A 24,682-nucleotide genomic window follows, 5' to 3' on the forward strand; every position below is an offset into this window, starting at 1 on the left:
GGAGCTTACGCCCCTCCCCCGCTGTTGCCGCGTTCGGCTCGCTTCAGGTCAGGCTGGGCCCGGCCTTGACGATGGACTCGCTGACACCATCGAACTTCTTGAAGTTGTCGACGAACTTGGCCGCCAGGTCGCGCAGCTTGCGATCGTAAGCGGCCTTGTCTTCCCAGGTCTCGCGCGGGTCGAGCAGGCTGGAGTCGACGCCCGGCACGGAAACCGGTACGTCCAGGTTGAGCCCCTCGATGCGCCTGGTCTCGACTTCGCGCAGCACACCGGACTGGATGGCGCTGATGATGGCGCGGGTGGTCGGGATCGAGAAGCGCGAGCCGCCCTCGCCGTAGGCGCCGCCGGTCCAGCCGGTATTGACCAGATAGACCTGGGCGTCCTTGGCCTCGACGCGCTTGATCAACAGGTCGGCGTAGACACGGGCCGGACGCGGAAAGAACGGCGCGCCGAAACAAGTGGAGAAGGTCGCCTCCAGGCCCGAGGAGGAACCCATTTCGGTGGACCCCACCTTGGCGGTATAACCGGAGAGAAAGTGGTAGGCCGCCGCTTCCTTTGACAGCACCGACACCGGCGGTAGCACGCCGGACATATCGCAGGTGAGGAAGATGATGGCGTTGGGCTCGCCGGCACGGTTCTCCGGCACACGCTTCTCCACGTGCTCCAGCGGATAGGCGGCACGTGAGTTCTGGGTCAGGCTGTCGTCGGTGTAGTCGGGCTCGCGGCGGTCGTCGAGGACCACGTTCTCGAGCACGGTGCCGAACCTGATGGCGTTCCAGATAACCGGTTCGTTCTTCTCGGAGAGGTCGATGCACTTGGCGTAGCAGCCGCCCTCGATGTTGAACACGGTGCCGGGGCCCCAGCCGTGCTCGTCGTCGCCAATCAGGTAGCGCGCCTGGTCGGCGGAGAGCGTGGTCTTGCCGGTGCCGGAGAGACCGAAGAACAGCGCAGTCTCGCCGTCCTCGCCGACGTTGGCGCTACAGTGCATGGGCAGCACGTCGGAGGCCGGTAGCAGGAAGTTCTGTACCGAGAACATCGCCTTCTTCATTTCGCCGGCGTAGCGCATGCCGGCGATCAACACCTTCTTCTGGGCGAAGTTGAGGATCACGCAGCCTTCGGTGTTGGTGCCGTCGCGGCTCGGGTCGCATTCGAAGAACGGTGCGTTGAGGATGGTCCACTCCTCCTTGGCCGAAGGATTGTAGCCCTCGGGACGCACGAACATGGTACGGCCGAAGAGGTTGTGCCAGGCCGTCTCGGTGGTTACCCGCACCGGCAGGTAGTGGGTCGGGTCGCTGCCCACGTGGAGTTCGGAAACGAAGCGCTCGCCGCTGTTCAGGTAGTCCTCGACGCGTCCCCAGAGGGCGTCGAACTGATCGGCGGGGAAAGGCCGGTTGACGCTGCCCCAATCGATCTCACCGCTGGTCGAGGGCTCGTCGACGATGAAACGGTCCTTGGGGGAGCGGCCGGTACGCTCACCGGTATTCACTACCAGGGCGCCGTTCGCGGCCAGACGCCCTTCACCGCGTGCCACGGCACGCTCGATGAGTTCGGCGCTACTGAGATTGACGTGTGCTTGAGGAGCGGCTTGGGATGTGGTCATGTCGTTTCCTGGGCCTTGCGGCCGGTTCTCTCTCGTGTGCCAGGCGTCCGTAACGCGAAGGCGTCGTTGAGGTTTCCGATCGTCCGTGCGGATACTTTGCCGTCTTGTCATGTGGCGATCGGCCTTAAGGCGGCGCCATTATGGCAAAAAGGGAGCCGTCAGGAAACGGTAACGTTGGCCGAAGTTCTTGTAGTTTTACTACTACATCGGGCCATATCGCAGCAGTTTGACTACCGTCATGCTTGTGCGTCGCAGCAAAGTCAGGCGAACGAACGAGACGACTCCTCGAATTCTCGCTCGTTCCAGCCAGCACCGGCCTAATGCAGGGTCGGCGGCGGACCATCCTGCGCGCTGATCAACGCCTCGACCTCGCTCTCCCCGAAGCGGTAATGGGTATGGCAAAAATGGCACTGGGTCTCGATCTCGCCTCTTTCGACGATGATCTCGCGCAGTTCCTGAGCACCGAGAGTCAGCAACGCCTCTCCAATTCGCTCGCGCGAGCAGGTGCAGCCGAAATGCAGCGGCTTGGGATCGAATACACGCACCGTCTCTTCGTGGTAGAGGCGATGCAGGAATTCGCGCTGCTCGAGCCCCAGCAGTTCGTCGGTGGTCAGGGTGTGCGCCAGTTGAACGGTCCGTTCCCAGGCGTCCTCATCCTGGTTGTGCGACTCGTCCGGCAGACGCTGGAGCAGCAGGCCGCCGGCGCGCTGCCCGTCGGCACGCAACCATAAATGCGTTGGTAGCTGCTCGGATTGGGCGAAATAAGCCTCGAGGCAACCGCCCAAGCTATCATGATCGAGCGCCACGATGCCCTGATAACGGTTGCCCTCGCGCGGGTCGAGGGTAATCATGATATGGCCGTCGCCGACCAGTTCGCGAAAGCTGGCCTCGCCTTCGGGCAGGGAGGCGTCTTCATCCACCCGGGCAATGGCACGCAACTCACCACCAGGGTTGGACTCGGCCATCAGCAGCGACAGCTCGCCCTGGCCGCGCACTTCGATGCTGAGGACGCCGTCGAGCTTGACAGTGTCGGTGAGCAGCGCCACGGCGGCCAGCAGCTCGCCCAGCAGGCGATTTATCGCCGGCGGGTAGCCGTGGCGGTCGAGCACCTCGGCATAGGCGCGCTCGAGAGTGACGATTTCGCCACGCACGTTGGTGCGCTCGAACAGGAAACGCTGGATCTGATCGGTCATGGGAATCCCAGGTGAAGTCGTTCGCAATGGTCGGCAGGCGCTCTGATGCATTTACCTACAGACACTCATTCGTCCTGCTGGCGCTGGAAGCGCTGGATCTCGCGGCGCTGCTTCTTGTCGGGACGCTTGAGAGGATGCTGCATGGCCTGGTTCGTCAGGCGCCGACCTTCCGCCTCGCGCGTCCGGCGCTCGGCACTCTCGGGCGTCTCGCGATAGAGTTCACGCGCCTCGGGGGCGCCTCGGCGCTGATCGGAGAGCGCCACGACTTCCACTTCCCAAACGTCCCAGCCCTGCGGCACGCGGATCAGGGCGCCCACTTCGACGCTCTTGCTGGTCTTGGCGCGGGCCCCGTTATAGTGCACCTTGCCACCTTCGATGGCCTTCTTGGCCAGGGCGCGGGTCTTGAAGAACCGCGCGGCCCATAGCCACTTGTCGAGTCGTACGCTATCCACTCCACCTCCCCTGCGTCATAGCCCTTGGGCAGCACTGTCGCCACGCAGCTCCGGCGGCAGCTCCTGCGGCAATATCGTCGCGAAGCGATCCAGGGCGACGAACTCCTCCAGCTCCTTCTCCGGCCGGGTGCTGTCGGGTTGCTTGATGCCGAGTAAATGCCGGATGCCGAACTCGCGCGCGCTCTCGAGCACCTCGGGATTGTCATCGATGAACAAGGTACGCGCCGGGTCGAACGGTTCGACCTGCTGCAGGGCGAACCAGAACGCCTGTGCCTCCTTCGGCACGCCGAGGTCGGCCGACGAGACGATGGCATCCAGATAGCTCTCGAGACCCGTCAGGGGCAGCTTGAGTTCCAGGCTCTCACGGTCGGCGTTGGTGGCGAGCACCACGCGCGGGTGCGCCTGTTTCAGCCATTTGAGGAAATCCAGCGCGTCGCTGCGCAGGCCGATCAGATGCTGCACCTCGCGTTTGAGGGCGACGATATCCACGCCCAGCTCGCGACTCCAGTAGGCCAGGCTGTACCAGTTGAGCGTGCCTCTTTCGCGCAGGATGCGTGCTCGCACGGTTTCCTGTGTGGCCTCGTCGAGACGGTGCAGCTCAACGTAGCGTCGCGGCAGATGTTCCAGCCAGAAATGGCTATCGAAGTGAAGGTCGAGAAGCGTACCGTCCATGTCCAGCAGAACGGTATCGATGCCGCGCCAATCGATCATGGCGACTCCCGGTGCGTCTTGGCGATGGAAGGCGTGGTATTGTACTCAAAGCATTCCCCCGGCGCATTCCCGCGATCGCTAGCCGGGGCTCGCACGCCCGCCACGGAGTTTTCATGACCGACACACCCCGACTGCAGAAACCCCAGGTGCTGTCACGCCAGTCGGTGGCAAAAAGCCGCCTGTTCCACGTCGAAGCGCTGGAGCTGCGCTTCGCCAATGGCGCCGAGCGCACCTTCGAGCGACTGACCGGCAGCGATCAGGGGGCGGTGATGATCGTCGCCATGCCCGATCCCGAACATGTCCTGCTGATCCGAGAATATGCCGCCGGATTCGAGGATTACGTGCTGACGCTGCCCAAGGGGCTGGTCGACCCGGGCGAGGACATCGTCACTGCCGCCAATCGCGAATTGATGGAAGAGTGCGGCTTCGGCGCGCATCACATAGAGCCGCTGGTGGAGCTGTCGCTGGCTCCCAACTACATGCGCCACCGCATGCAGGTGTTGCTGGCCACCGACCTCTACCCCAAACGACTGCCCGGCGACGAGCCGGAGCCGCTAGTGGTGGAAACCCACGCCCTCGAGGAGTTGCCGGCGCTATTGATGCGCGACGACTTCCACGAGGCCCGGGCCATCGCCGCGCTGTTCATCGCCCGCGATACCCTGCGTCTGCGTCGGCACGAGGCTTCTCCGCTGAGCTGGTGAGCTGCAGCGACGTGCCAAGGTTCGCGCTCAGGCGCCGCGGCGATGCAACAGCTTGCGCATGCTGCCATTGCCCTCCTTGAGGCGGATCCAGCGATCCTGGCGGTAGCTGTCCAGCCCCGCCTCCAGCAGCACCATCACCTCGGTGGCCTCTTCGACCGTCACCGGCGGCGGCGAGCCTTTCGTCAAGGTTTCGACAAGACCGGCATAGTACGCCAGGTAATCCCCCGGCAGCCCCGGATGCTCGCGGGAGGTCAACGAAATGGCATCGTCGTCGCCCTCGTCGATCGAGAGCTTCCCAGGTCGCGGATCGATGCCCCAGTCGCGAGTCGGCGTGCGCCCCTCGCGCAGCCAGTTCTCCTGCGGATCACGCCCATACTTGACGAAGCTGCCGCGCGTCCCGTGCAGCGCCAGCTGCGGCGTGGGCTCGGCCACCAGCGAGCTGGCGCGCAGGGTGACGCGAATGTCCTCGTAGTCCAGCAAGGCGTGAAAGTCATCGTCCACCTGGGCGTCGTCGCGCGCCGCCATTAGGTCGAGTAGGATCGCACGCGGCATGCCGAACAGTTCGCGCGCCTGATCGAGCAGATGCGCCCCGAGGTCGTACCAGATGCCGCTGCCGGGCTTCTGCTGCTCCCGCCAACGATCGGCCACCTTGGGGCGGAAGCGATCGAAGCGCAGCTCGAGCGCCACCGGCCGGCCCACGGTACCCGCCTTGATCAGCGCCTGCAGGGTACGGAAATCGCTGTCCCAGCGACGATTGTGGAAAACGCTGAGCATGCGCTCGGCCTTGTCGGCCTCGGTCTTGAGCAGCTTGGCTTCGGACAGCGTTACCGTGAACGGCTTGTCGATCACCACGTGCTTGCCGGCAACCAGCGCCGCCTTTCCCAGCGGGAAATGGGTCTCGTTGGGACTGGCGATCACCACCAGGTCGATGTCGGGACGGCTCAAAAGCGCCGCCGCCTTGGGCAGTACTTCCACGTCAGGCAACGCCTCGCGTACCTTGTCGGCAGAGCCGCTGACCACGGCCAGCAGCTCGAGCCCGGGGGTTGCCTGAATCAGGGGGGCGTGGAAGACGCGGCCAGCGATACCGAAACCGATCAGGCCGACGCCGAAGGTCTGCTTGTGCATACGTCGTTTCGCCTTGCTGCTTGGAATGGAAAGTGCGCACGACGCACCGGGCCAGGCCGCCCGATGCGTAGAACGGGAAGTTCAGTCGAGCTTGGAGAGGTCGCGCACTGCCCCCTTGTCGGCGGAAGTGGCCAGCAGCGCATAGGCCTTGAGCGCCGCCGAGACCTTGCGCACACGTTGAATGCTCGGCTTCCAGGCATCGGCGCCCTTGGCTTCCATCGCCTCGCGCCGGCGCGCCAACTCGTCGTCGGAGAGCAGCACGTCGATACGCCGGTTGGGAATGTCGATACGAATGACATCACCGGTCTCGACCAGGCCAATGGCACCGCCCGCTGCCGCCTCGGGCGACACGTGGCCGATGGAGAGCCCCGAGGTACCGCCGGAGAAGCGGCCGTCGGTGAGCAGCGCGCACGCCTTGCCCAGGCCCTTCGACTTGAGGTAGGAAGTGGGATAGAGCATCTCCTGCATGCCCGGCCCACCCTTCGGCCCTTCATAGCGGATGACGACGACGTCGCCCTCCCTCACCTGGCCGCCAAGAATGTGCTCGACCGCCTGGTCCTGGGACTCGACCACATGGGCCGCCCCCTCGAAGACCAGAATCGAATCGTCGACCCCGGCGGTCTTGACCACGCAGCCATCCAAGGCGATGTTGCCGCGCAGGACGGCCAGACCGCCCTCCCGGGAGAAGGCGTGCTCGAGATCGCGGATGCAGCCGCTGGCACGGTCGCCGTCGAGGCTCGGCCAGCGTGCGCTCTGGGAGAAAGCCACCTGGGTGGGAACGCCGCCGGGGCCCGCCCGGTAGAACTCCACGACCTCGGGGCTGGGGTTCCTCATGATATCCCACTCGTCCAGCGCGTCCTTGAGGGTATCGCCGTACACCGTCGGTACGCGGGTATCGAGCACACCGGCCCGGTCAAGCTCGCCGAGGATCGCCATGATGCCACCGGCACGATGAACGTCCTCGATGTGGTATTTCTGTGTGTTGGGCGCCACCTTGCACAGCTGCGGCACTTCCCGTGACAGACGGTCGATGTCGGTCATGGTGAAGTCGAGCTCGGCCTCCTGGGCGGCGGCCAGCAGGTGCAGGATGGTATTGGTCGAGCCCCCCATGGCGATGTCCAGCGTCATGGCGTTCTTGAACGCGGCGAGCGAGCCGATGGCACGCGGCAACAGATGGGCCTCCTCGCCCTCGTAGTAGCGCTTGGCCAGCTCGACGATGCGATGGCCGGCGGTCTCGAACAGCCGGCGGCGGTCGGCATGGGTCGCCACCACGGTACCGTTGCCCGGCAGCGCCAGGCCCAGTGCCTCGGTCAGACAGTTCATGGAGTTGGCGGTGAACATGCCGGAGCAGCTGCCGCAAGTGGGGCAGGCGCTGCGTTCGACCTCGGCCAGCAACTCGTCGTCGACGCTGTCGTCGGCGGCCATCACCATGGCATCGACCAGGTCGAGGCCGTGATCGAGCAGCTTGGTCTTGCCGGCTTCCATAGGGCCGCCGGAAACGAAGATGGCGGGAATGTTGAGGCGCATGGCGGCCATCAGCATTCCGGGCGTGATCTTGTCGCAGTTGGAGATGCATACCAGAGCGTCGGCGCAGTGGGCGTTGACCATGTACTCGACGCTATCGGCGATGATGTCGCGGCTCGGCAAGGAGTAGAGCATGCCGTCGTGGCCCATGGCGATGCCATCGTCCACGGCGATGGTATTGAACTCCTTGGCCACCCCACCGGCTTTCTCGATCTCACGCGCCACCAGCTGGCCCATGTCCTTGAGATGCACGTGACCGGGCACGAACTGGGTAAAGGAATTGGCCACGGCGACGATCGGCTTGTGGAAGTCGTCGTCCTTCATGCCGGTGGCACGCCACAGGGCGCGGGCCCCGGCCATGTTGCGGCCGGCGGTGGTGGTGCGGGAGCGATATTCGGGCATGGTGTCCTCTTTTTTTTGCGCTGGTGCGCTATACGATTCGCGCCGTCTCGGGCCGCCCTTGGGCAGCGACGGTCTCGGTGTCCAGACTGTCCGTTGATTCTGTCACGCGACCGGCCGTCAGGCTAGTGAGCCGGTCACAGCACCAACGGGTTGTCAGCGGGAAGCGGCTGAGTGCCATAGAGCACCCAGACGTCCAGCGCCGGCCCCAGGTCCTCGATCAGGCGCAGCTTGTCGGGGTGCTGCTCCAGCGCCTGGCGAGCACAGATACCCGCCTCGAAGCGGCCTGCCAGCAGCCCCTCGGCCACCGCCACGGTAGTAGGAGCCTCGATCTCCTCGGCGAACCCCGTGAGGTCGGTGTAGTAGCGGGTGGCCGGCTGCCGTGCTACCTGGCGAGGTTCGGCGATCTCGCGCCGCGCCAGTAGCGCCAGCGGATGGCTACCGGCGATGAAGGCGTCCACCGGAAAGGCGCGATGCATGTAGCGGCCCACGCAATCGGCATGGCTGAAGTGGGCCGTGCACTGCAGGACCCGTTCCACCTCCCCCGCTACCAGCGCTGCGAACGCCGTGGGAAAATCGTCGAACAGCCTCGCTTCGGCAGCGGCGGGACCGCGAGCCTCGAGGTATCGGCGCAGCACCAGCGCGTGATTGCTTCCCTCGGGCCCCAGCGTGGCAATGATCATCTCGTTCTCCTCCGGCCTTGCGGCTCATAGCAAAAAGATCACCAGTGTTCCGGCGATGACCAGCGCGACCCGCAGCCACGCCGCACGCCGCGCAATCACACCGAAGGAGATCGCCGCCAGGCCCGCACCGACCTTCAACATGTCGATGATGGCGGCAACGGGGTCGTAGGCCAGGCGAATGATGTCCGGATTGGCGATCATGGCCAGCGGTATGATGTAGAGCCCGATGCCCAGCGCCATGGCCTTGATCGCCACCTTGAGCCAGTTCTCCCCCACCATGCCGGCGGCGATGAAGACCCCGCCGCACACCGGCGGCGTGATGGTCGAGAGCAGCGCGAACCAGAACACGAACAGGTGCGCCAGCAGCGGCTCGAGCCCCAGCGCGGTGAGCGCCGGGCCCGCCACCGAGACGCAGATCACATAGGCGGCGGTGGTCGGCACCTCCATGCCCAGCACCAGGCAGGCAAGCGCAGTGAACAGCAGCGCCGGCCACAGCATTTCTCCTGAAAGCGAAAGGATGGCGGAGGTGATCTTGACGCCGAGTCCCGTCATCGACAGTACGCCGATCACCAGCGAAGCGCAGATGATGATCGCCCCGATCACCGCCACCTGGCGGCCCGCGATAACCATCGCCTCGCCCATGCGCATGGCGAAGCCGCGCAGCGAGAAGCGCAGGCGCACATCGAAGCACAGCAGCAACATGCCGGCGAAGATGGCGACGCTCGCTGCGTACTGGGGCGTGACGCCGCCGAGAAAGATGCGCTCGAGCAGCAGCACGAAGGGTACGGCGAAGAACAGCGAGGTGATCAGCACCTCCTTGCCGCTGGGTTGTTCGCTCGCGGCCATCGGCCGCAGGTCATGTCGCGTGGCAAAGGCGTCGATACCCATCCACACGGTAGCGAAGTAAAGGATCGCCGGCAGTGTCGCCGCCGCCATGATCTGGGTGTAAGGCGTGCCGGTGAGCTCCACCATGACGAAGGCCCCTGCCCCCATCAGTGGCGGCATGATCTGCCCGCCCGACGAGGCCACTGCCTCCACGCCGCCGGCCAAGGCGCGCGGATAGCCCAGCCGAACCATGGAGGGAATCGTGACCGCCCCGGTGGACGCCACGTTGGCCGAGGCGGAGCCCGAAATCGAACCCATCAGGGCGGATGAGATCACCGAGACCTTGGCCGCCCCGCCAGTCAGCCGTCCGGCGACGGCGCTGGCCATGTTCATGAAGCCGCGCCCCGCCTCACCGGCGTTGAGCACTGCGCCGAAGATGACGAAGATCGCCACCACCCCGACGCTGACCCCGGTCAGCTTGCCCCACAGTCCGCCCTCGGCGATGGTCAGCGTGCCGACGAAGCTCGGCAGTGGCAGCCCCGGATGGCCGAACTGCCCGGGTATCAGATCGCCAAACAGCCCATAGAGCAGCGCTGCAAGCGCCACCAGCGGCAGCGGCCAGCCGATCGCTCGGCGCGCCGTCTCCAGCGCCAATACGATCAAGAAGCCACCGACCAGCATCTGGAAGGCGGTGTCGATGAAACCGTACTGGTTCGACAGCGCCTCCTCGTTGAGCACGATGTAGGCGCAGGCGGCAAGGCCGAGCAGCGTCAGCCCCCAGCCGCTCCACTGCTCGTAGCGTGACCGCGCGGCGTGGATCAGTATCCACGGCAACGCCAGCGCCATGTGGATCGGCCGGCTCACCAGGGCCGGCGCCAGGCCGTAGAAGATCAGCCCCAGATGAAACGCCACGGTGATGGCACCCAGGCCCACCCAGAGGGGCTGCAGTCGCACCGAAACGCCGCCGGCGACCGCGGCGGCCGCCGGCGAGGAACAACGGGTCGATGACATAGACGATCCAGTCTGTCGGCCCGGGCCGTATCGGTGGGAGTACCGACCCGGCCCGGTGATTGGTTAACGCAACTCGTCGGGAATTTCGATGCTGACTTCGTCGTAGTAGCGTACGGCGCCCGGATGCAGCGATCCGGCGATATTGCCGATCATGTCGTGGGTGATACTACCCCACCAGGGTGACTCCTCGGCCATGGCCTCGCGCCGCTCCCAGAAGGTTTTGGTCAGGGTATAGGCGGTCTCGTCGTCCATCCCGGTGGTGGTATAGGCGATCACCGGCAGCGAAGTGGTCTGGACATCCTCGTCGACGCCGGCGTAGGTCCCCCCCGGTATGGTCTGACGTGTCGCCCCGGTCTGCTCGATCTGTTCGTCGGTGAAACTGACCAGGCTGATCGGCATGCTGGCCGCGGTCTCGATCACGTTGGGCGTGGGAAATGAACTCGCCGTGACGAAGGCGTCGATCTGGCCGTTCTTCAGTGCATCGGGGCCACTGCCGATCTCGGCGTTGGCCACCTCCACCTTGTCCTGCATGTCGAACAGTTCCAGATAGCGCTCGGCCTCTCGGGCACCGAAGGTGCCGCGACCGATCAGGATCTCCTTGCCCTCGAGTTCCTCCAGGCCGATCACGCCCGCGTCATCGGCCACCACGAAATGCATGGTAATGGCGGGAATGGGGAACAGACCGCGGATCTCCTCGAAACGCGGGTGTTGACGCTCGGCGAAGGGACCCTCGCCCTCCAGCGCCCGCGTCACCAGCCCGGGCGGCGTAGTGAAGACGTAGTTGCCCTGGCGCGCCATTACCTCCATGACGTTCTGCACCGAACCCTGGCTCTCTTCCAGCGTCACGACGATCTCGCCGTCGGTCCCCTTGCGGATCGCCTCCGACAGTTCGACCCCCATCTGGTAGTAGGCGGTGCCCGCCGAGGCGGATTTGTAGGTAACTCGAGTCTCGGCCTGGGCCGACAGAGCGGCGGCGCCCACCAGTACGGCAGTGGCCGATGCCAGAAGCGTGCGAGCGAGGAAATGCGTGCGGTAAGGCATGTGTCTCTCCGTTCATGTCCAGCATCGCTGAGCGATGATCTTGTTATCGTGATGTCATGCAATGGCGTAGCAGTGAAACGTTCTGCAATCACATATAATGCCGATTTTTCAGGTAAATGAGTATGCGCAAAACAGCCATGCGAATCACGGCCGTCCTGGGAGGAGCCGGCGGAATCGGCCTTGCCGTCGCCGAGGCGCTGCTGGAGGCGGGCGACTTCGTCTTCGTGCTCGATCTCGAAAAGGCGGAAGAGCGGGTAGCCCACTTGTTCGAGCGATGGCCCGGACGCTGCTGCTTCGTGGCTTGCGACATGGGCGACGCCGAAGGCATCTCACGCGCCTTCGCCCGGATCGGGGCACATGGCGAGGGGCTCGACGCCTGTATCAATGCGGCCGGCGTGATCCGTCGCGGAAAGTTCGTCGACGTCTCACCCGACGAGCTCGGGGAGATGCTTGCGGTCAACGTCAACGGCGCCTATCAGGCGCTGCAGGCCGCCACGCGTCTGATGATCGGCGGGCACGGCGGTCGCCTGGTCGTCGTCGCATCGGCCCATGGCCTGCGCACCACCGCCGAGCGCACTGCCTACGCCATGTGCAAGGGGGCCATGCTGGCGCTGGCCCGTGCGCTGGCGGTGGAACTCGGCCCGCACGGCATTCTGGTCAATGCCGTGGCACCGGGGCCGGTCAGCGCCGGTATGCAGGACGCCGCGTCCGAGTCACGCCGCCGGTGGCAGGCGGCCACCCCCCTCGGGCGGGTCGCCGAGGCCAGTGAGGTGGCCCGCGCGGTCACCTTCCTGGCTTCCGCCGACAATACGTTCATTACCGGCGAAACCGTGGTCGTGGATGGTGGCGCCAGTGTCGCCATGTAGCGCCCTGCGGAGATGGCTCCGCTGCCCCGAAAGGCAGCGAGATCAACCATTGGCGGCAGGACTCAAAGGTCGAAGGCGACCCGAGCCACATCGCGATAGCGCTTGGCGAAATGCGCCGTCATGCCCTCCCTGAGGAAGTCGGGCAGCTCTTCATAGTCGCGACGGTTGGCCTCCGGCAGAATCACCTCGAAGATTTTGCTGCGCCGCGCGGCGATGATCTTCTCGCGAATTCCGCCCACCGGCAGCACCTGCCCGGTCAGCGTCAACTCGCCGGTCATCGCCAGCGGCCGGTCGATGGCCTGGTGACGTGCCAGCGACAACAGCGCCGTGGTCATGGTCACGCCCGCCGAGGGGCCATCCTTGGGCGTGGCGCCCTCCGGCACGTGCAGATGCACGAAAGCGGAGTCGAAGAAATCGGTATCGACACCGTATTCGGCGAGATGCCCCAGCGTGTAGCTGTAGGCGATATTGGCCGACTCCTGCATCACTTCACCGAGCTTGCCGGTGAGCTTGAAGCCACGCGTCAGCGAGTGCACCTTACCCGCCTCGATGGGCAGCGTGGCGCCACCCATGGCGGTCCAGGCCAACCCGGTGACCACTCCCTCGCCCTTGAGTACCTGCTCTTGGCGGAACAGTGGCGCGCCGAGGTACTCCTCCAGGTTCTTGACCGAGATGCGCACCGACTCCTGATCGCCCTCGAGTAGCTTGACCGCCGACTTGCGCACGATGCTGTGCAGCTGCTTCTCGAGCTGGCGCACCCCGGCCTCGCGGGCATAACCCTCGATCACCTGGCGCAGCGCCGCATCGGTCAGATTGATGCGCTTCCTCGGGATCTTGTCGCGCTCGAGCAGCTTGGGCCAAAGGTGATGCTTGGCGATCGCCATCTTCTCCTCGGCGATATAGCCGGACAGACGGATCTGCTCCATGCGGTCGAGCAGCGGGCCGGGGATGGTATCCAGCGCGTTGGCGGTGCACACGAACAGCACCTTGGAGAGATCCAGACGCACATCGAGATAGTGATCGAGGAAATCGACGTTCTGCTCGGGATCGAGCACCTCGAGCAGCGCCGAGGCGGGATCGCCCTGGAACGATTTGCCCAGCTTGTCGATCTCGTCGAGCATGATCACCGGATTCTCGACTTCCACTTCCTTGAGCGCCTGCACCAGCTTGCCCGGCATGGCGCCGATGTAGGTACGACGATGGCCCTTGATCTCGGCCTCGTCGCGCATGCCGCCCACCGAGAAGCGGTAGAACTCCCGCCCCAGCGCCTCGGCGATGGAGCGGCCGACAGAGGTCTTGCCCACCCCGGGCGGCCCCACCAGCAGCAGAATGGAGCCGCCGACGTCGCCCTTGAAGGTACCTTCGGCGAGAAACTCGATGATGCGTTCCTTGACGTCCTTGAGGCCGTCATGGTCGCGGTCCAGAATCGCGCGGGCATGCGCCAGGTCGAGCTGGTCCTCACTGCGCACGCCCCACGGCATGGAAGTCAACCAGTCGAGGTAGTTGCGAGTGGTGCCGTACTCCGGCGAACCGGTCTCGAGTACCGAAAGCTTGTCGAGTTCCTCCTCGATGCGGGTGAGCGTCTTGGGCGGCACCGTCAGCCCCTCGAGCCGATCGCGGAAAGTATCGACGTCGTTCTCGCGGTCATCCTTGGAGATGCCCAGCTCGCGCTGGATCACCTTGAGCTGTTCGCGCAGGAAGAATTCCCGCTGACGCTCCTGCATCTGCGCGTTGACCTGCTCGCTGATCTCGGTCTGCAACTGGGCGACGTCGATCTCCTTGCGCAGCAGCGGCAGCACCTTTTCCATGCGCGCCTGGACCGGCATCGTCTCGAGCACGCTCTGAAGTTCGTGCCCCTTGGCCGAGGTGATCGCCGCGGCGAAATCGGTCAGCGGCCCCGGCTCGTGCGGACTGAAGCGATTGAGATAGTGCTTGAGCTCCTCGCCGTAGAGCGGGTTGATCGGCAGCAGTTCCTTGATACCGTTGATGATCGCCATGGCGTAGGCGCGAGTCTCGTCCTCGTCGGCCTTGACCGGCTCGCGCGGATAGCTGACTTCGACCAGGTAAGGCGGCTTTTTCGACAGCCAGCGCTGGATGCGGAAACGGCGCAGGCCCTGGGCGATGAATTGCAGCTGCTGGTCCTCGCCTTGCAGCTTGTGCACCTTCACCGCCGTGCCGATCTCCGGAAAGTGCTCATGACCGAGCTCATCCACCGAAGCGTCGCCGACGAAGGCCACGCCCAGGGTATGATGCGGCGTGTTGCCGACCCGGCGGATGGTCTCCTCCCAGCGCTCGCGGTTGATCACCAGCGGCTGAACCTGAGCCGGGAAGAAGGGTCGGTTGTGGATCGGCAGCAGATAGATGCGCTCGGGCAGGTAATCGCTGGCCGGTACCACGGCATGGCTGGCCACTTCGTCGACCTCACCATCGGAGCCCAGCGCCTCGTTCGCCTCCCCTTTCGCCTGCTGCCAGTTCCGTTCGTCCTGATCATGTTCGCTCATGAACACCTCGTCCTGAAGCTGAAAAGCCGAAAGCACACTGCCCTGTGGAATGTGGGCAGCATAGGCCAACTTCAAGTCGAGCCAACATTTTGTCGACTCAGCGTGCCAGGTTGGGCAGCGGGCGCCCGTTGACCCTCACCTGGCCGCGCCCGATATCGACTTCCAGTGTGCGAGTGTCCAGCGGCAGGCCGAGCCACAGCGCCACCACCGTGGGCAGCTCATACCAGGTAAAGTCGCCGTCGATGCGACGGCGCCAGCGCTCGCGCATGTCCGGTTCGTCGAGTTCGACCACGCTCAGCTCGTCGAGGCGACGCCCGTCGAAGAACAGCGAGCCATCGATGCGGGCCGAGAGACCCAGCATGGGACTGTCGAGTTCGAGACGCTGCAGATCGAGACGCGGCGAATCTCGTAGTATCCGCAGCAGCTGTGGCTCGATCGCGGCCAGCAGCGGCCGCTCTCCACCCCCATGCCGCCCGCCGGCGGCCAAGCGGCGCAAGCGCTTGATGGTGCTGCGGATGGCGTCGGCATTGAGCCGCGACAGCTCCGCCTCGAGCTGACCGGTGAGCAGCACCTGCTCGGCGGTGTGGATATCGCCCAGGTCCAGCGAGAGCTGCATCCTGAGCTCCTGGTCGTCGAGCGCAATGCGGTTGGCCAGCTGCACGGTACCGCCATCGAGTTCGAGTTGTGGCTGTTGCCAGTTGAACGAGGCGATCTCCAGGCGATCCTCCTGCGTGAAGGAGTGGGCGCCTTCGGTGTAGGCATACTGGCTGTTGAGAACGGAGGGGCCGATCTCCAACCGGGCCGCCCCGTCGCTCAGCACCCAGCGCTTGAGTTGAGCGCGCAGACGCCAATTGCCACGTTCGCCGCTGAAGCGCAGCCGACCGCCATCGAAGGACAGTTCACGCTCTTGCTGGGTGATGCGCAGCGGGGCGAGTTCGAGGCCGCCTTCCAGGGTACCGGTCAGGGTGCGGTAGCTGGCTTCCCAGCGGGGCGGAGGAGACGCCAGCGAATCGCCGAAAAGATCGGCGGCTTCCGGGCCGTACTGCAGCGACGCCTCGCCGTCGAGGTGAGTGCTGAGCACGCCGTGCCTGGCGCGGTAGGTCAATTCCAACTGCCAACTGTCGCCCAACAGCGGCGCCAGGCGGATACGGCCGGTCGACTGCCACCAGCCCCGATCGACATCCACGCGTTCAACGTCGAGCTCCCCTCGCGCCTCCAGATCGGTAAGAGTGCGCGCCATCTCGCGTTCGAAGAGCCAGCTCGAGGCCGCCTGCGCGGCCAGCCACGCCAGCAGCAGCGCGACCAGCAGCGGGACGATGAGACGTTCCTTGCGCATTGCTCCGCCCCCCTTGTCGTTTCCTTGACCCAGGCTCTATCCCACCGTATCCATCAATGAAGCCAGAGCCACAGGTGCATCGTGCTCCAGGCATAGATGCCGGCCAGCACATCGTCGATCATGATGCCGAAGCCCCCGGCCACCCGTCGGTCGGCCCAGCGTATGGGCCAAGGCTTGAACACGTCGAAGATGCGAAACAGCACGAACCCCCACAGGGCCGCTTCCCACGAGAAGGGAACCGCCGCCATGGTAATCCAGTAGCCGACGAATTCGTCCCACACGATACCCGAGTGATCGTGGACGCCGAGGTCGCGGGACGTCCTGTCGCACAGCCAGACACCGACCATGAAGGAGACGGTAACCAGCGTCAGATACCAGTTCAGCGGCAGCTCCGACAGCAACCAGTAGAAGGGAATCGCCGCCAACGTTCCGAAGGTGCCCGGGGCCCACGGCACGGCGCCGCTGCCGAGCCCGAAGGAGAAGAAGTGTATGGGGCGTCGCCAGACGCTCTGGGGGGCGCGGTTCATCCTCCGCCTCCCTGGAAATGCTGCCAGCCATGGGTACCGTCCAGAGCCACGCCTACCACACCGCGCTCGTCACGGGCCACGCCGATCGGCGTCAGCGCCAGACCCAATCCCGCCAGGCGCCGCGTGGCCTCGTCCAGTGCCGTGGATGGCAGGCTCACCAGCAGCTCGTAATCATCGCCGCCGCTGATAGCGGCGCGGTGCGCCTCCTCGCACCCCAGCGCTTCGACCAGGCCCTCGGCCAGCGGCAGTGCTTCGGCCTCGAGCCGGGCGCCGACCCCCGAGGCGGCCAGCAGATGTTCGAGATCTGCCAGCAGGCCGTCGGAGATGTCGATCGCCGCGTGTATCAGGTCGCGCAGGGCCAGGCCGGCGGCCAGCCGGGGCTGCGGCATCAGGTAGCGTGCCAGCAGCGGGTGCGACAGGTCGCGCTCACCGCGCCGCCACAGGGCCAGGCCGCCGGCACCACCGCCCAGCGCGCCGGTCACGGCCAGTATATCGCCGGCCCGAGCACCGCCTCGCGTCAGTGCCTGGTCGGGTGATACTTCACCCATGACCGTCACGCCGACGGCCAGCTCACCGCGGGTCACGTCGCCGCCCACCAGCGCAGTGCCGCTCGACCGGCACAGTCCATGGAAGCCGCGTGCGAACTCGGCCAACCAGGCATCGTCGTCGGCGTGCAGCGAAAGCGCCATCAAGCACCAGCGCGGCTCGGCCCCCATCGCTGCCAAGTCGCTCAGACTCACCGCCAGCGCCCGGTAGCCGATGGCCTCGGGCGGCGCGTCGGCGGGGAAATGCACGTCGGCCACCGATGTGTCGACGCTGACCGCCAGGCGCAGACCCGGCCGCGGAGCTAGTAGCGCACAGTCGTCGCCCACGCCGAACGCCACGCCGGACTCGGGAGCCGGCGTGGCAGGCGTGAAATGGCGGGCGATCAGTTCGAATTCGCTGGCCACCGGGAATCTCTCAGCGGCGACGTGCGCTGACCTCGGCGCTACGCAACCGAGCGGCCAACTTGTCGAGGATGCCATTGACGTACTTGTGTCCGTCAGTGGCGCCGAAGGATTTGGCGAGTTCAACCCCTTCGTTGATCACGACCCGATAGGGCACCTCCAGTCGCCGGCTGAGCTCATAGGTGCCGAGACGCAGGATGGCCAGCTCGATGGGATCCAGTTCCTCGAGGCGACGATCGAGCAGCGGCGAGATGGCGGCATCCAGCTCGCCGCGAAAGCGCACCACGTTGTGCAGCAGCTCATGGAACAGCGCCAGGTCGGCGATCTGCATCACCTTGACCCAGTTCTCGTGATCCTCAAGATCCTCGTCGGGCTGTTGGCCGCGAAATTCCGCTTCCACGGCACTCGCCGACTTGCCGGTCAACTGCCATTGGTACAGCCCCTGCACGGCCAGCTCGCGGGCCGCGCGCCGAGCCTGCTGGCCCGCCGACGGGGTGCGCTGCCGACGCGATTCACTCATGCCTGCTCTCCGCTCTGCGAAACGTCGTCGCCGAAGCCGCGCATCAGCGACACCATCTCCATGGCGGCCATGGCGGCTTCAGCGCCCTTGTTGCCGGCCTTGGTACCGGAGCGCTCGATGGCCTGCTCGATCGAGTTGACCGTCAGCACGCCGTTGGCGATGGGGGTGTCGAACTCGAGCTGAAGGTTGCCCAGCGCTGCATTGCAGCCGCCCGCCACGTACTCGAAGTGGGGCGTGCCGCCGCGAATCACCGCGCCCAGGGCGATGATCGCGTCGGGGCGCACCACCTGCAGGGCTCGCTTGACCGCCAGCGGCAGTTCCCAGGCCCCCGGCACGTGCACGATATCGATATGGTCCGGGTCCACGCCGTGGCGAACCAGGCTGTCCACGGCACCTTCTACCAGGCTATCGACGACATGGTGGTTGAAACGCCCCACCACGATGACGTAGCGGCCGTCGACGTCGACGAAGTTACCTTCCAGTTGAGACAGGGTAGTCATCGCTAATTCCTGAAAATGGTCTTGCTGAAATCGGTTTGGGTCCGGAAGAGCCGAGCGGGCCCGACAGCGACCGCGGCCCCTGCACGGGACGAAGCGGACTCAGCCTTCGTCGTTTTTTGCGCCTTCTCCCGGCGCGATCAGCTCGACCACTTCCAGGTCGAAGCCGGACAAGGCGGAGAACTTCCACGGCGAACTGAGCAGGCGCATGCGCCCCACGCCCAGGTGCCGCAGAATCTGCGAGCCGGTGCCTATGCTCAGATAGTTGCCGGCGCCATCCGAGTCGCTGGTGCGCGGCAGGCGGCGACGCTCCAGGAACACTTCGAACTGATCGCGGAGGTCCTGACGCGGGCGGCCGTCGTCGAGCAGTACGAAAACGCCCTGCTCGGACCGAGCGATCTCCTCCAGCGCGCTGTGAATGGTCCAGTTACGGCTCTCGCCCTTCTGCAGCCCCAGCAGGTCGCGCATGGTATCGGCCAGATGCACGCGCACCGTGGTCAGCGTGTCGGGAGTCGGCTGCCCCTTTACCAGCGCCAAATGATGGGCGTTCTGGATGCGATCGTGGAAGATATGCAGGGTCAGCTGCCCCACGGCGGTTTCCACCGGCGCGGCTTCCACGGGCTCGACGGTGCGCTCGTTGTGGATACGGTAATGGATCAGATCGGCGATGGTGCCCATCTTGAGCCCGTGCTCGGCGGCGAAGCGCTCCAGCTCGGGACGCCGGGCCATGCTGCCGTCGTCGTTCATGATCTCGCAGATCACCCCGCTGGGATCGCAGCCGGCCAGGGCGGCGAGGTCGCAGGCCGCCTCGGTATGCCCGGCGCGGCGCAGCACGCCGCCCGGTTCGGCCATCAGCGGGAAGATGTGGCCGGGCTGGACGATATCCTCGGCCTGGGCGTTGCGCGCCGCGGCCACACGCACCGTATGCGCGCGATCGGCGGCCGAGATGCCGGTGGTGACGCCCTCGGCAGCCTCGATCGACAGCGTGAACTTGGTACCGAAGCCGGAACCATTGTCGCTCACCATCAGCGGCAGCCGGAGTCGCTCGCAGCGCTCGCGGGTCATCGGCATGCAGATCAGGCCACGCGCGTGGCGCGCCATGAAATTGATGTGTGCGGCCTCGACCTTCTCGGCGGCCATGATGATGTCGCCTTCGTTCTCGCGATCCTCATCGTCCATGAGGATCACCATCTTGCCCTGGCGAATGTCCTCGATCAGCTCTTCGATGGGAGCCAGGCCCCCGCGGGAGGATTTCACTTGGGAATCTCCGAATGGTCTAATTCCTGGCACGACAGTGCGCCGCAGCAGGGCGCTGTCGCTCATGTCGCACCGAATTGAATGGGCGTCAGAGTACATTGGCGCGGCGTCGGGCGCCAGTAGTGAGACATTGGCGCGGCGTCGGGCCGCAACACTCCTCGTCGACCTACCCCGACCATCCGCCACGCCTGGCAAACTTGCCCCCGTGCCCTTTGTACACTCAACCTTGCCGGCTTTCGGGTCGCGCAGTGATTCGCCAATCGCGACCGATGGCGCGGATGTCGAGTATCTCCAAAGGGCGCTGCTCGGCCATGCGGGTCAGTCCCGGCAGCGCAAACAGCGGCCGCGCCTCGCCGCCCAGCAGCGTCGGGGCGACGAACAGCTGCATCTCGTCGACCAGGCCGGCATCCAGCATCGCACCGGCGAGCGTCGCCCCCGTCTCCAGCAGGAGTTCATTGACCAGCTCCTGCTCGGCCAGGTAGCGCATCAGCGCGTGCAGCTCCACACGCCCTTGCTCGCCGCTCGGCAGCACCAGCACCTCGGCCCCGGCAGCCTCCAGCCGCTTGCGACGCTGGGGATCGTAGCCGCTTACGGTCGCCACCAGGGTGCGGCCGGGCTCGCGCAGGCAAGCCGCGGCCTGGGGCAGGCGCAGTTGGGTGTCGACCACGACCCGCAGGGGTTGGCGCGCGGCGACGGCCTCGGCCTCCTCCAGTCCCAACTGAGCGGCCCGCACCGTCAGCCGCGAATTATCGAAGATAATTGAATCGACCCCGGTCATGATCGCGCTCGAACGGGCCCTCAACCGCTGCACCTCGCTGCGCGCATGGGGACCGGTGATCCACTGCGACTCGCCCGACTGCATGGCGGTACGTCCGTCGAGGCTCATGGCCATCTTCAGCCGCACGTAGGGGCGCAGGCGAGTCATGCGCGAAACGAAGCCCGGGTTGAGCGCCCGTGCCTCGTCTTCCAGCAAACCGACGTCCACTTCTATGTCGGCATCGCGCAACATGGCGATACCACGCCCGGCCACCTCGGGGTTGGGATCCTGCATGGCCACGACCACCCGTTGCACGCCGGCCTCGATCAATGCCACCGCACAGGGGCCGGTACGACCATGGTGAGAGCAGGGTTCCAGCGTCACATAGGCGGTGGTACGGCGAGCACTCTCCCCTGCCATGCGTAGGGCATGAATCTCGGCGTGCGGCTCTCCGGCACGCTCGTGCCAGCCCTCGCCCACGACTCGGTGATTCTTGACCAGTACGCAACCCACCCTGGGGTTGGGGTGCGTAGTATAGAGGCCGCGGCGGGCCAGTTTTAGCGCCCGGGCCATCCAGGCGGCGTCGGTCGGTTTGGCCATGTCGCTCCTACGCTGGGTCTTAAAGCTGGCTGCGCTCAGCGATACAGGCTAGCCGGTCACGCTTTAATCGTCGGCGTTGCCAGGCGAGAAGCCGGGCTCCTGCGAAAGCCGATCGATCTCGGCACGAAACTCATCGAGGTCCTGGAAGCGGCGATAGACCGAGGCGAAGCGGATGTAAGCTACCTGATCGAGGCGCTTGAGCGCTTGCATCACGGCTTCGCCGATATCGCGCGCCTGAATCTCGCGCTCGCCGCTGGCACGCAGCCGATGACGGATCCGTTCCACGGCAGCCTCGATCGCCTCGGCACTGACCGGGCGTTTCTCCAGCGCTCGCAGCATGCCGGCGCGCAGCTTCTGTTCGTTGAAGGTTTCGCGCGAGCCATCGGCCTTCACCACCCTGGGCATGACCAGCTCGGCGGTCTCGTAGGTAGTGAAGCGCTCACCGCAGGCGGTGCATTGGCGGCGTCGGCGCACCTGGTCGCCTTCCGCCACCAGGCGGGAGTCGGTCACACGCGTGTCATGGGCGCCACAGAAGGGGCAATGCATGGTCTCGTTCCGAACGCGAAGCGGGCGACCCGGAGGTCGCCGGGCTCATGATTGGGTATCTTATTCGGCCAGTAGTGTACCCGCTGGGCCACGCGCCGCCCAGCATCGGTGGCTAGGGCACGGGCGGCGGCGCCCATCGGGAGTTACTGATGGCCATGCGCATGGTCGTTCCCGCTCTGCTCCAGAATGCGCTTGACCGGTGCTTGCAGTGCCTGGGTCTCGCCCGTATCGAACTCGAGTTCGATACGCACCGACTCTCCTTCCACCAACGGTTCCGTCAGCCCGATCAGCATCATGTGCAAGCCACCCGGAGCCAGTTCGACGCGCCCACCGGCGGGGATGGCGATCTCGCCGGCCCGGCGCATCTGCATGACACCGTCCACGCTCTGGTGGTTGTGCAACTCGATCACCTCTGCCGCCGACGTGCTGGCCCCCACCAGCCTGACGTCCCGCTCGGCCGGATTATGCAGCGACATGAAGGCCGCTGACGTTGGTGAGCCCGGCGGCACGGCACGCACCTGAGCGTGTTCGATGACCACCGCGTCGGCCAGCGCCGGCAATGTGACCACAATGAGGCCGACGGCGGCCAGCAGTTGACGGGGCAGCTTCATGTAGGCTCCTTGCTGTATCGTTGCGCCATGCAGGCAGGAAGAGGCAAACAGCATACTATGGACCTGGCGGATACAAGGCCTGGATGCGTCAACTCGACACAGCGAGGCGTTAATCGGCAGTCAATGGCTGACCGCCACACTGTCGATTCTCGCGCTGGCGTCGACGTCTCGTCGGCGCCAAAGCCAAGCCGCTTTCATCGACCTGCATGGATCCCGAGGACTCTCGACATGGCTTTTCGTATCGCGCTGCTCTCTGCCACCCTGGCAAGTCTTTATGCCACCACATCGGTTCATGCCGACGCATGGCCGGCCCCCGTACAGGCCCTGGTCGAGCAAGGCCTCGAGATCCATGGTGAATTCGAGGCGCCGAGCGGTCTCACCGGCTACGCGGCCAGCCATCAGGGTCGCGAGATGACCGTCTATCTCACCGCCGACGGCAACCATGCCATCGCCGGCAGCTTGATCGATGCCGAAGGCAACGACGTAGGCGAAGCGGCACTGGACGAACTGGTCCGGCAACCCCAGGAGGAAAAGGTATGGCAGCAGCTGGAAGCGAGCCATTGGATCGCCGACGGTCGCGACGACGCGCCCCGCGTGCTCTACACCTTCACCGACCCCAACTGCCCCTACTGTCACCGTTTCTGGGAAGCCACCCGGCCCTGGGTGGAAGCCGGCGACGTTCAGCTGCGCCATATCATGGTGGGCATTCTGCAGCAGGACAGCCCGGCCAAGGCAGCCTCGCTGCTGGGTGCCGAGGATCCCGAAGCGGCGCTGCGCGAACACAATGGCGGGGATGAGATCGCCCCGGCAGCCCAGCCGCGTGACATCGAGGACCAGGTATTTCGCAACAACCAGCTATTCGAGGAGCTGGGCTTCTACGCCACTCCCACGACGGTCTACTACCGCGATGAACGCCTGGATCGTGTCGCCGGCATGCCGGATGAGGAGCGCCTGAGAGAAATGATGGGCGATGAGGCGCCCTGAGCCGTCTCAGACGACAGATCCCAGGCGGCGGCTGCAAGCACTTGCAGGACGCGCCGAGTGCGGGTTCACCGAAGGGGAAAACGAAACCCCGCCCTGATCAAGGGCGGGGTCGATTATGCTGCGGCAGCTCTACGTCTCAGCGATAGACCGGCAAGCGCGAGCAAACGCTCTCGACCTTGCCCTTCACTTCGGCCTCGATGGCGGCGCTGTCCTCGCCCTTGGCCATCACGTCGAGAATGTCGCAGATCCAGCCGGCCAGCTCGCGACATTCGCTTTCGCCGAAGCCACGGGTGGTCACCGCCGGCGTGCCGATGCGCAGGCCGGAGGTGACGAACGGGCTCTGGGGATCGCCGGGCACGGCGTTCTTGTTGACGGTGATGTGGGCGCGACCCAGGGCGGCATCCGCATCCTTGCCGGTCAGGCCCTGCTTGATCAGCGAGAGCAGGAAGAGGTGATCCTCGGTCCCCCCGGATACCACGTCATAGCCGCGCTCGACGAAGACGCCGGCCATGACCTGGGCGTTCTTGACCACCTGCTGCTGGTAGGTCTTGAACTCGGGCGCCATGGCCTCCTTGAAGCACACCGCCTTGGCAGCGATGACGTGCTCGAGCGGACCGCCCTGACCGCCGGGGAAGACGGCGGACTGCAGCTTCTTCTCGATCTCGGCATCGCCCTCGGCGGAGAGGATCAGGCCGCCACGCGGGCCGCGCAGGGTCTTGTGCGTGGTGGTGGTGACCACGTGAGCGTGGGGCATCGGCGTCGGATAGATGCCGGCGGCCACCAGGCCGGCGATGTGGGCCATGTCGACCAGCAGGTAGGCGCCCACCTCGTCGGCGATCTCACGGAACTTGGCCCAGTCGATGACCTGGGAGTAGGCGGAGAAGCCGGCGATGATCATCTTCGGCTTGTGCTCGCGGGCGAGCCTAGCCACTTCCTCGTAGTCGATGCGACCGCTGTCGTCGATGCCGTACTGCACGGCGTTGTAGTGCTTGCCCGAGAAGTTGGGCTTGGCGCCGTGAGTGAGGTGGCCGCCCGCGTCGAGGCTCATGCCCAGCACGGTATCGCCCGGCTTGACCAGCGCCTGGAACACGGCGCTGTTGGCCTGGGAGCCGGAGTGGGGTTGCACGTTAGCGTAGCTGGCGTCGAACAGCTGCTTGGCGTAGTCGATGGCGAGCTGCTCGACAATGTCGACGTACTCGCAGCCGCCGTAGTAGCGCTTGCCGGGATAGCCTTCCGCGTACTTGTTGGTCAGCTGGCTGCCCTGAGCTTCGAGAACGCGCGGGCTGGCGTAGTTCTCGGAAGCGATCAGCTCGATGTGCGCTTCCTGGCGTGCGACTTCTTTCTGCATCGCATCGAACAGGGCGTCATCGAAACCGGCAATCGTCATGTCACGGCTGAACATCGGCGGGAAACCTCGCATCACGGGAAGAGTCGGAAGGCGCCATGATACCCCAGCCCATGACGCCTT

At 65.5% G+C, this 24,682-nt stretch carries 23 protein-coding genes; 3 read left to right on the forward strand and 20 right to left on the reverse strand.

Annotated features, from left to right (window positions below):
• Positions 1-43 precede the first annotated feature (43 nt).
• The 4 genes from CYJ07_RS03005 to yrfG form a co-directional block, all read right to left on the reverse strand.
• Positions 44-1,600 carry a phosphoenolpyruvate carboxykinase gene (locus CYJ07_RS03005; RefSeq protein WP_104202190.1) on the reverse strand — a complete coding sequence of 519 codons (1,557 nt, stop codon included), beginning with the start codon at positions 1,598-1,600 and terminating at the stop codon, positions 44-46.
• A gap of 317 nt (positions 1,601-1,917) precedes the next feature.
• Entirely contained in the window at positions 1,918-2,793 is an 876-nt protein-coding gene (hslO, locus tag CYJ07_RS03010; RefSeq protein ID WP_104202191.1) for an Hsp33 family molecular chaperone HslO, read from the reverse strand.
• 65 nt (positions 2,794-2,858) lie between these two features.
• A complete protein-coding gene (gene hslR, locus CYJ07_RS03015) occupies positions 2,859-3,245 on the reverse strand; it encodes a ribosome-associated heat shock protein Hsp15 (protein WP_104202192.1) in 387 nt (128 codons plus the stop codon).
• 15 nt (positions 3,246-3,260) lie between these two features.
• Positions 3,261-3,956 (reverse strand): GMP/IMP nucleotidase, encoded by a 696-nt coding sequence (gene yrfG, locus CYJ07_RS03020; protein WP_104202193.1) that lies wholly within the window; start codon positions 3,954-3,956, stop codon positions 3,261-3,263.
• Between the two features lie 113 nt (positions 3,957-4,069).
• Between yrfG and nudE the strand changes: the two genes are divergently transcribed.
• A complete protein-coding gene (gene nudE / locus CYJ07_RS03025) occupies positions 4,070-4,657 on the forward strand; it encodes an ADP compounds hydrolase NudE (RefSeq protein ID WP_104202194.1) in 588 nt (195 codons plus the stop codon).
• Between the two features lie 27 nt (positions 4,658-4,684).
• On the opposite strand, the gene CYJ07_RS03030 is transcribed toward nudE, so the two are convergent.
• The 5 genes from CYJ07_RS03030 to CYJ07_RS03050 form a co-directional block, all read right to left on the reverse strand.
• Positions 4,685-5,782 (reverse strand): oxidoreductase, encoded by a 1,098-nt coding sequence (locus tag CYJ07_RS03030; protein ID WP_104202195.1) that lies wholly within the window; start codon positions 5,780-5,782, stop codon positions 4,685-4,687.
• Positions 5,783-5,863: 81 nt separating this feature from the next.
• Positions 5,864-7,708 (reverse strand): dihydroxy-acid dehydratase, encoded by a 1,845-nt coding sequence (ilvD, locus tag CYJ07_RS03035; protein WP_104202196.1) that lies wholly within the window; start codon positions 7,706-7,708, stop codon positions 5,864-5,866.
• 134 nt (positions 7,709-7,842) lie between these two features.
• A complete protein-coding gene (locus CYJ07_RS03040) occupies positions 7,843-8,388 on the reverse strand; it encodes a hypothetical protein (protein ID WP_104202197.1) in 546 nt (181 codons plus the stop codon).
• Positions 8,389-8,412: 24 nt separating this feature from the next.
• Positions 8,413-10,224 (reverse strand): TRAP transporter permease, encoded by a 1,812-nt coding sequence (locus tag CYJ07_RS03045; protein WP_104202198.1) that lies wholly within the window; start codon positions 10,222-10,224, stop codon positions 8,413-8,415.
• Between the two features lie 63 nt (positions 10,225-10,287).
• Positions 10,288-11,265 (reverse strand): TAXI family TRAP transporter solute-binding subunit, encoded by a 978-nt coding sequence (locus CYJ07_RS03050; protein WP_104202199.1) that lies wholly within the window; start codon positions 11,263-11,265, stop codon positions 10,288-10,290.
• Between the two features lie 122 nt (positions 11,266-11,387).
• Here CYJ07_RS03050 and CYJ07_RS03055 point away from each other — a divergent pair, with 122 nt between their 5' ends.
• A complete protein-coding gene (locus CYJ07_RS03055; RefSeq protein ID WP_197038242.1) occupies positions 11,388-12,131 on the forward strand; it encodes an SDR family NAD(P)-dependent oxidoreductase in 744 nt (247 codons plus the stop codon).
• A gap of 62 nt (positions 12,132-12,193) precedes the next feature.
• Here the strand turns inward: CYJ07_RS03055 and lon are convergent, their stop codons facing one another.
• From lon to CYJ07_RS03105, 10 genes are all read right to left on the reverse strand, one after another.
• Complete coding sequence (lon, locus tag CYJ07_RS03060; RefSeq protein ID WP_104202201.1) at positions 12,194-14,632, reverse strand: endopeptidase La; 2,439 nt, start codon at positions 14,630-14,632, stop codon at positions 12,194-12,196.
• A gap of 97 nt (positions 14,633-14,729) precedes the next feature.
• Entirely contained in the window at positions 14,730-15,968 is a 1,239-nt protein-coding gene (locus CYJ07_RS03065; protein WP_104202202.1) for a DUF945 family protein, read from the reverse strand.
• Between the two features lie 53 nt (positions 15,969-16,021).
• Positions 16,022-16,495, reverse strand: coding sequence for a phosphatidylglycerophosphatase A family protein (locus CYJ07_RS03070; protein ID WP_104202203.1), 474 nt, complete (start codon positions 16,493-16,495; stop codon positions 16,022-16,024).
• Entirely contained in the window at positions 16,492-17,445 is a 954-nt protein-coding gene (gene thiL / locus CYJ07_RS03075; RefSeq protein ID WP_104202204.1) for a thiamine-phosphate kinase, read from the reverse strand. The genes CYJ07_RS03070 and thiL overlap by 4 nt, the downstream gene beginning before the upstream one ends.
• Before the next feature lie 10 nt (positions 17,446-17,455).
• Complete coding sequence (gene nusB, locus CYJ07_RS03080) at positions 17,456-17,962, reverse strand: transcription antitermination factor NusB (protein ID WP_104202205.1); 507 nt, start codon at positions 17,960-17,962, stop codon at positions 17,456-17,458.
• Positions 17,959-18,462 carry a 6,7-dimethyl-8-ribityllumazine synthase gene (gene ribH, locus CYJ07_RS03085; RefSeq protein ID WP_104202206.1) on the reverse strand — a complete coding sequence of 168 codons (504 nt, stop codon included), beginning with the start codon at positions 18,460-18,462 and terminating at the stop codon, positions 17,959-17,961. Before ribH ends, nusB begins: the two co-directional genes overlap by 4 nt.
• Positions 18,463-18,561: 99 nt before the next feature.
• Complete coding sequence (ribBA, locus tag CYJ07_RS03090; RefSeq protein WP_104202207.1) at positions 18,562-19,716, reverse strand: bifunctional 3,4-dihydroxy-2-butanone-4-phosphate synthase/GTP cyclohydrolase II; 1,155 nt, start codon at positions 19,714-19,716, stop codon at positions 18,562-18,564.
• Between the two features lie 220 nt (positions 19,717-19,936).
• Complete coding sequence (gene ribD / locus CYJ07_RS03095) at positions 19,937-21,073, reverse strand: bifunctional diaminohydroxyphosphoribosylaminopyrimidine deaminase/5-amino-6-(5-phosphoribosylamino)uracil reductase RibD (protein WP_104202208.1); 1,137 nt, start codon at positions 21,071-21,073, stop codon at positions 19,937-19,939.
• A 63-nt stretch (positions 21,074-21,136) separates the two neighbouring features.
• Positions 21,137-21,619 carry a transcriptional regulator NrdR gene (gene nrdR / locus CYJ07_RS03100; protein ID WP_104202209.1) on the reverse strand — a complete coding sequence of 161 codons (483 nt, stop codon included), beginning with the start codon at positions 21,617-21,619 and terminating at the stop codon, positions 21,137-21,139.
• A 143-nt stretch (positions 21,620-21,762) separates the two neighbouring features.
• On the reverse strand, positions 21,763-22,230 hold the full coding sequence (locus tag CYJ07_RS03105; protein ID WP_104202210.1) for a copper chaperone PCu(A)C: 468 nt from the start codon (positions 22,228-22,230) through the stop codon (positions 21,763-21,765).
• Positions 22,231-22,458: 228 nt separating this feature from the next.
• On the opposite strand from CYJ07_RS03105, the gene dsbG reads away from it, so the two are divergent.
• Positions 22,459-23,214, forward strand: coding sequence for a thiol:disulfide interchange protein DsbG (gene dsbG, locus CYJ07_RS03110; RefSeq protein ID WP_104202211.1), 756 nt, complete (start codon positions 22,459-22,461; stop codon positions 23,212-23,214).
• Positions 23,215-23,350: 136 nt separating this feature from the next.
• On the opposite strand, the gene glyA is transcribed toward dsbG, so the two are convergent.
• A complete protein-coding gene (gene glyA / locus CYJ07_RS03115) occupies positions 23,351-24,616 on the reverse strand; it encodes a serine hydroxymethyltransferase (RefSeq protein ID WP_104202212.1) in 1,266 nt (421 codons plus the stop codon).
• Between the last annotated feature and the right edge of the window lie 66 nt (positions 24,617-24,682).

The sequence above is a fragment of the Billgrantia saliphila genome, from assembly GCF_002930105.1.
GTDB lineage: Bacteria > Pseudomonadota > Gammaproteobacteria > Pseudomonadales > Halomonadaceae > Halomonas > Halomonas saliphila.

Excerpts from the sequence above, each read along its gene's own strand:
- CYJ07_RS03005 (WP_104202190.1), bottom strand. The coding sequence starts at position 1,600 with ATGACCACATCCCAAGCCGCTCCTCAAGCACACGTCAATCTCAGTAGC.
- hslO (WP_104202191.1), bottom strand. The coding sequence starts at position 2,793 with ATGACCGATCAGATCCAGCGTTTCCTGTTCGAGCGCACCAACGTGCGT.
- yrfG (WP_104202193.1), bottom strand. The coding sequence starts at position 3,956 with ATGATCGATTGGCGCGGCATCGATACCGTTCTGCTGGACATGGACGGT.
- nudE (WP_104202194.1), top strand. The coding sequence starts at position 4,070 with ATGACCGACACACCCCGACTGCAGAAACCCCAGGTGCTGTCACGCCAG.
- CYJ07_RS03030 (WP_104202195.1), bottom strand. The coding sequence starts at position 5,782 with ATGCACAAGCAGACCTTCGGCGTCGGCCTGATCGGTTTCGGTATCGCT.
- ilvD (WP_104202196.1), bottom strand. The coding sequence starts at position 7,708 with ATGCCCGAATATCGCTCCCGCACCACCACCGCCGGCCGCAACATGGCC.
- CYJ07_RS03040 (WP_104202197.1), bottom strand. The coding sequence starts at position 8,388 with ATGATCATTGCCACGCTGGGGCCCGAGGGAAGCAATCACGCGCTGGTG.
- CYJ07_RS03045 (WP_104202198.1), bottom strand. The coding sequence starts at position 10,224 with ATGTCATCGACCCGTTGTTCCTCGCCGGCGGCCGCCGCGGTCGCCGGC.
- CYJ07_RS03050 (WP_104202199.1), bottom strand. The coding sequence starts at position 11,265 with ATGCCTTACCGCACGCATTTCCTCGCTCGCACGCTTCTGGCATCGGCC.
- CYJ07_RS03055 (WP_197038242.1), top strand. The coding sequence starts at position 11,388 with ATGCGCAAAACAGCCATGCGAATCACGGCCGTCCTGGGAGGAGCCGGC.
- lon (WP_104202201.1), bottom strand. The coding sequence starts at position 14,632 with ATGAGCGAACATGATCAGGACGAACGGAACTGGCAGCAGGCGAAAGGG.
- CYJ07_RS03065 (WP_104202202.1), bottom strand. The coding sequence starts at position 15,968 with ATGCGCAAGGAACGTCTCATCGTCCCGCTGCTGGTCGCGCTGCTGCTG.
- CYJ07_RS03070 (WP_104202203.1), bottom strand. The coding sequence starts at position 16,495 with ATGAACCGCGCCCCCCAGAGCGTCTGGCGACGCCCCATACACTTCTTC.
- nusB (WP_104202205.1), bottom strand. The coding sequence starts at position 17,962 with ATGAGTGAATCGCGTCGGCAGCGCACCCCGTCGGCGGGCCAGCAGGCT.
- ribH (WP_104202206.1), bottom strand. The coding sequence starts at position 18,462 with ATGACTACCCTGTCTCAACTGGAAGGTAACTTCGTCGACGTCGACGGC.
- ribD (WP_104202208.1), bottom strand. The coding sequence starts at position 21,073 with ATGGCCAAACCGACCGACGCCGCCTGGATGGCCCGGGCGCTAAAACTG.
- nrdR (WP_104202209.1), bottom strand. The coding sequence starts at position 21,619 with ATGCATTGCCCCTTCTGTGGCGCCCATGACACGCGTGTGACCGACTCC.
- CYJ07_RS03105 (WP_104202210.1), bottom strand. The coding sequence starts at position 22,230 with ATGAAGCTGCCCCGTCAACTGCTGGCCGCCGTCGGCCTCATTGTGGTC.
- dsbG (WP_104202211.1), top strand. The coding sequence starts at position 22,459 with ATGGCTTTTCGTATCGCGCTGCTCTCTGCCACCCTGGCAAGTCTTTAT.
- glyA (WP_104202212.1), bottom strand. The coding sequence starts at position 24,616 with ATGTTCAGCCGTGACATGACGATTGCCGGTTTCGATGACGCCCTGTTC.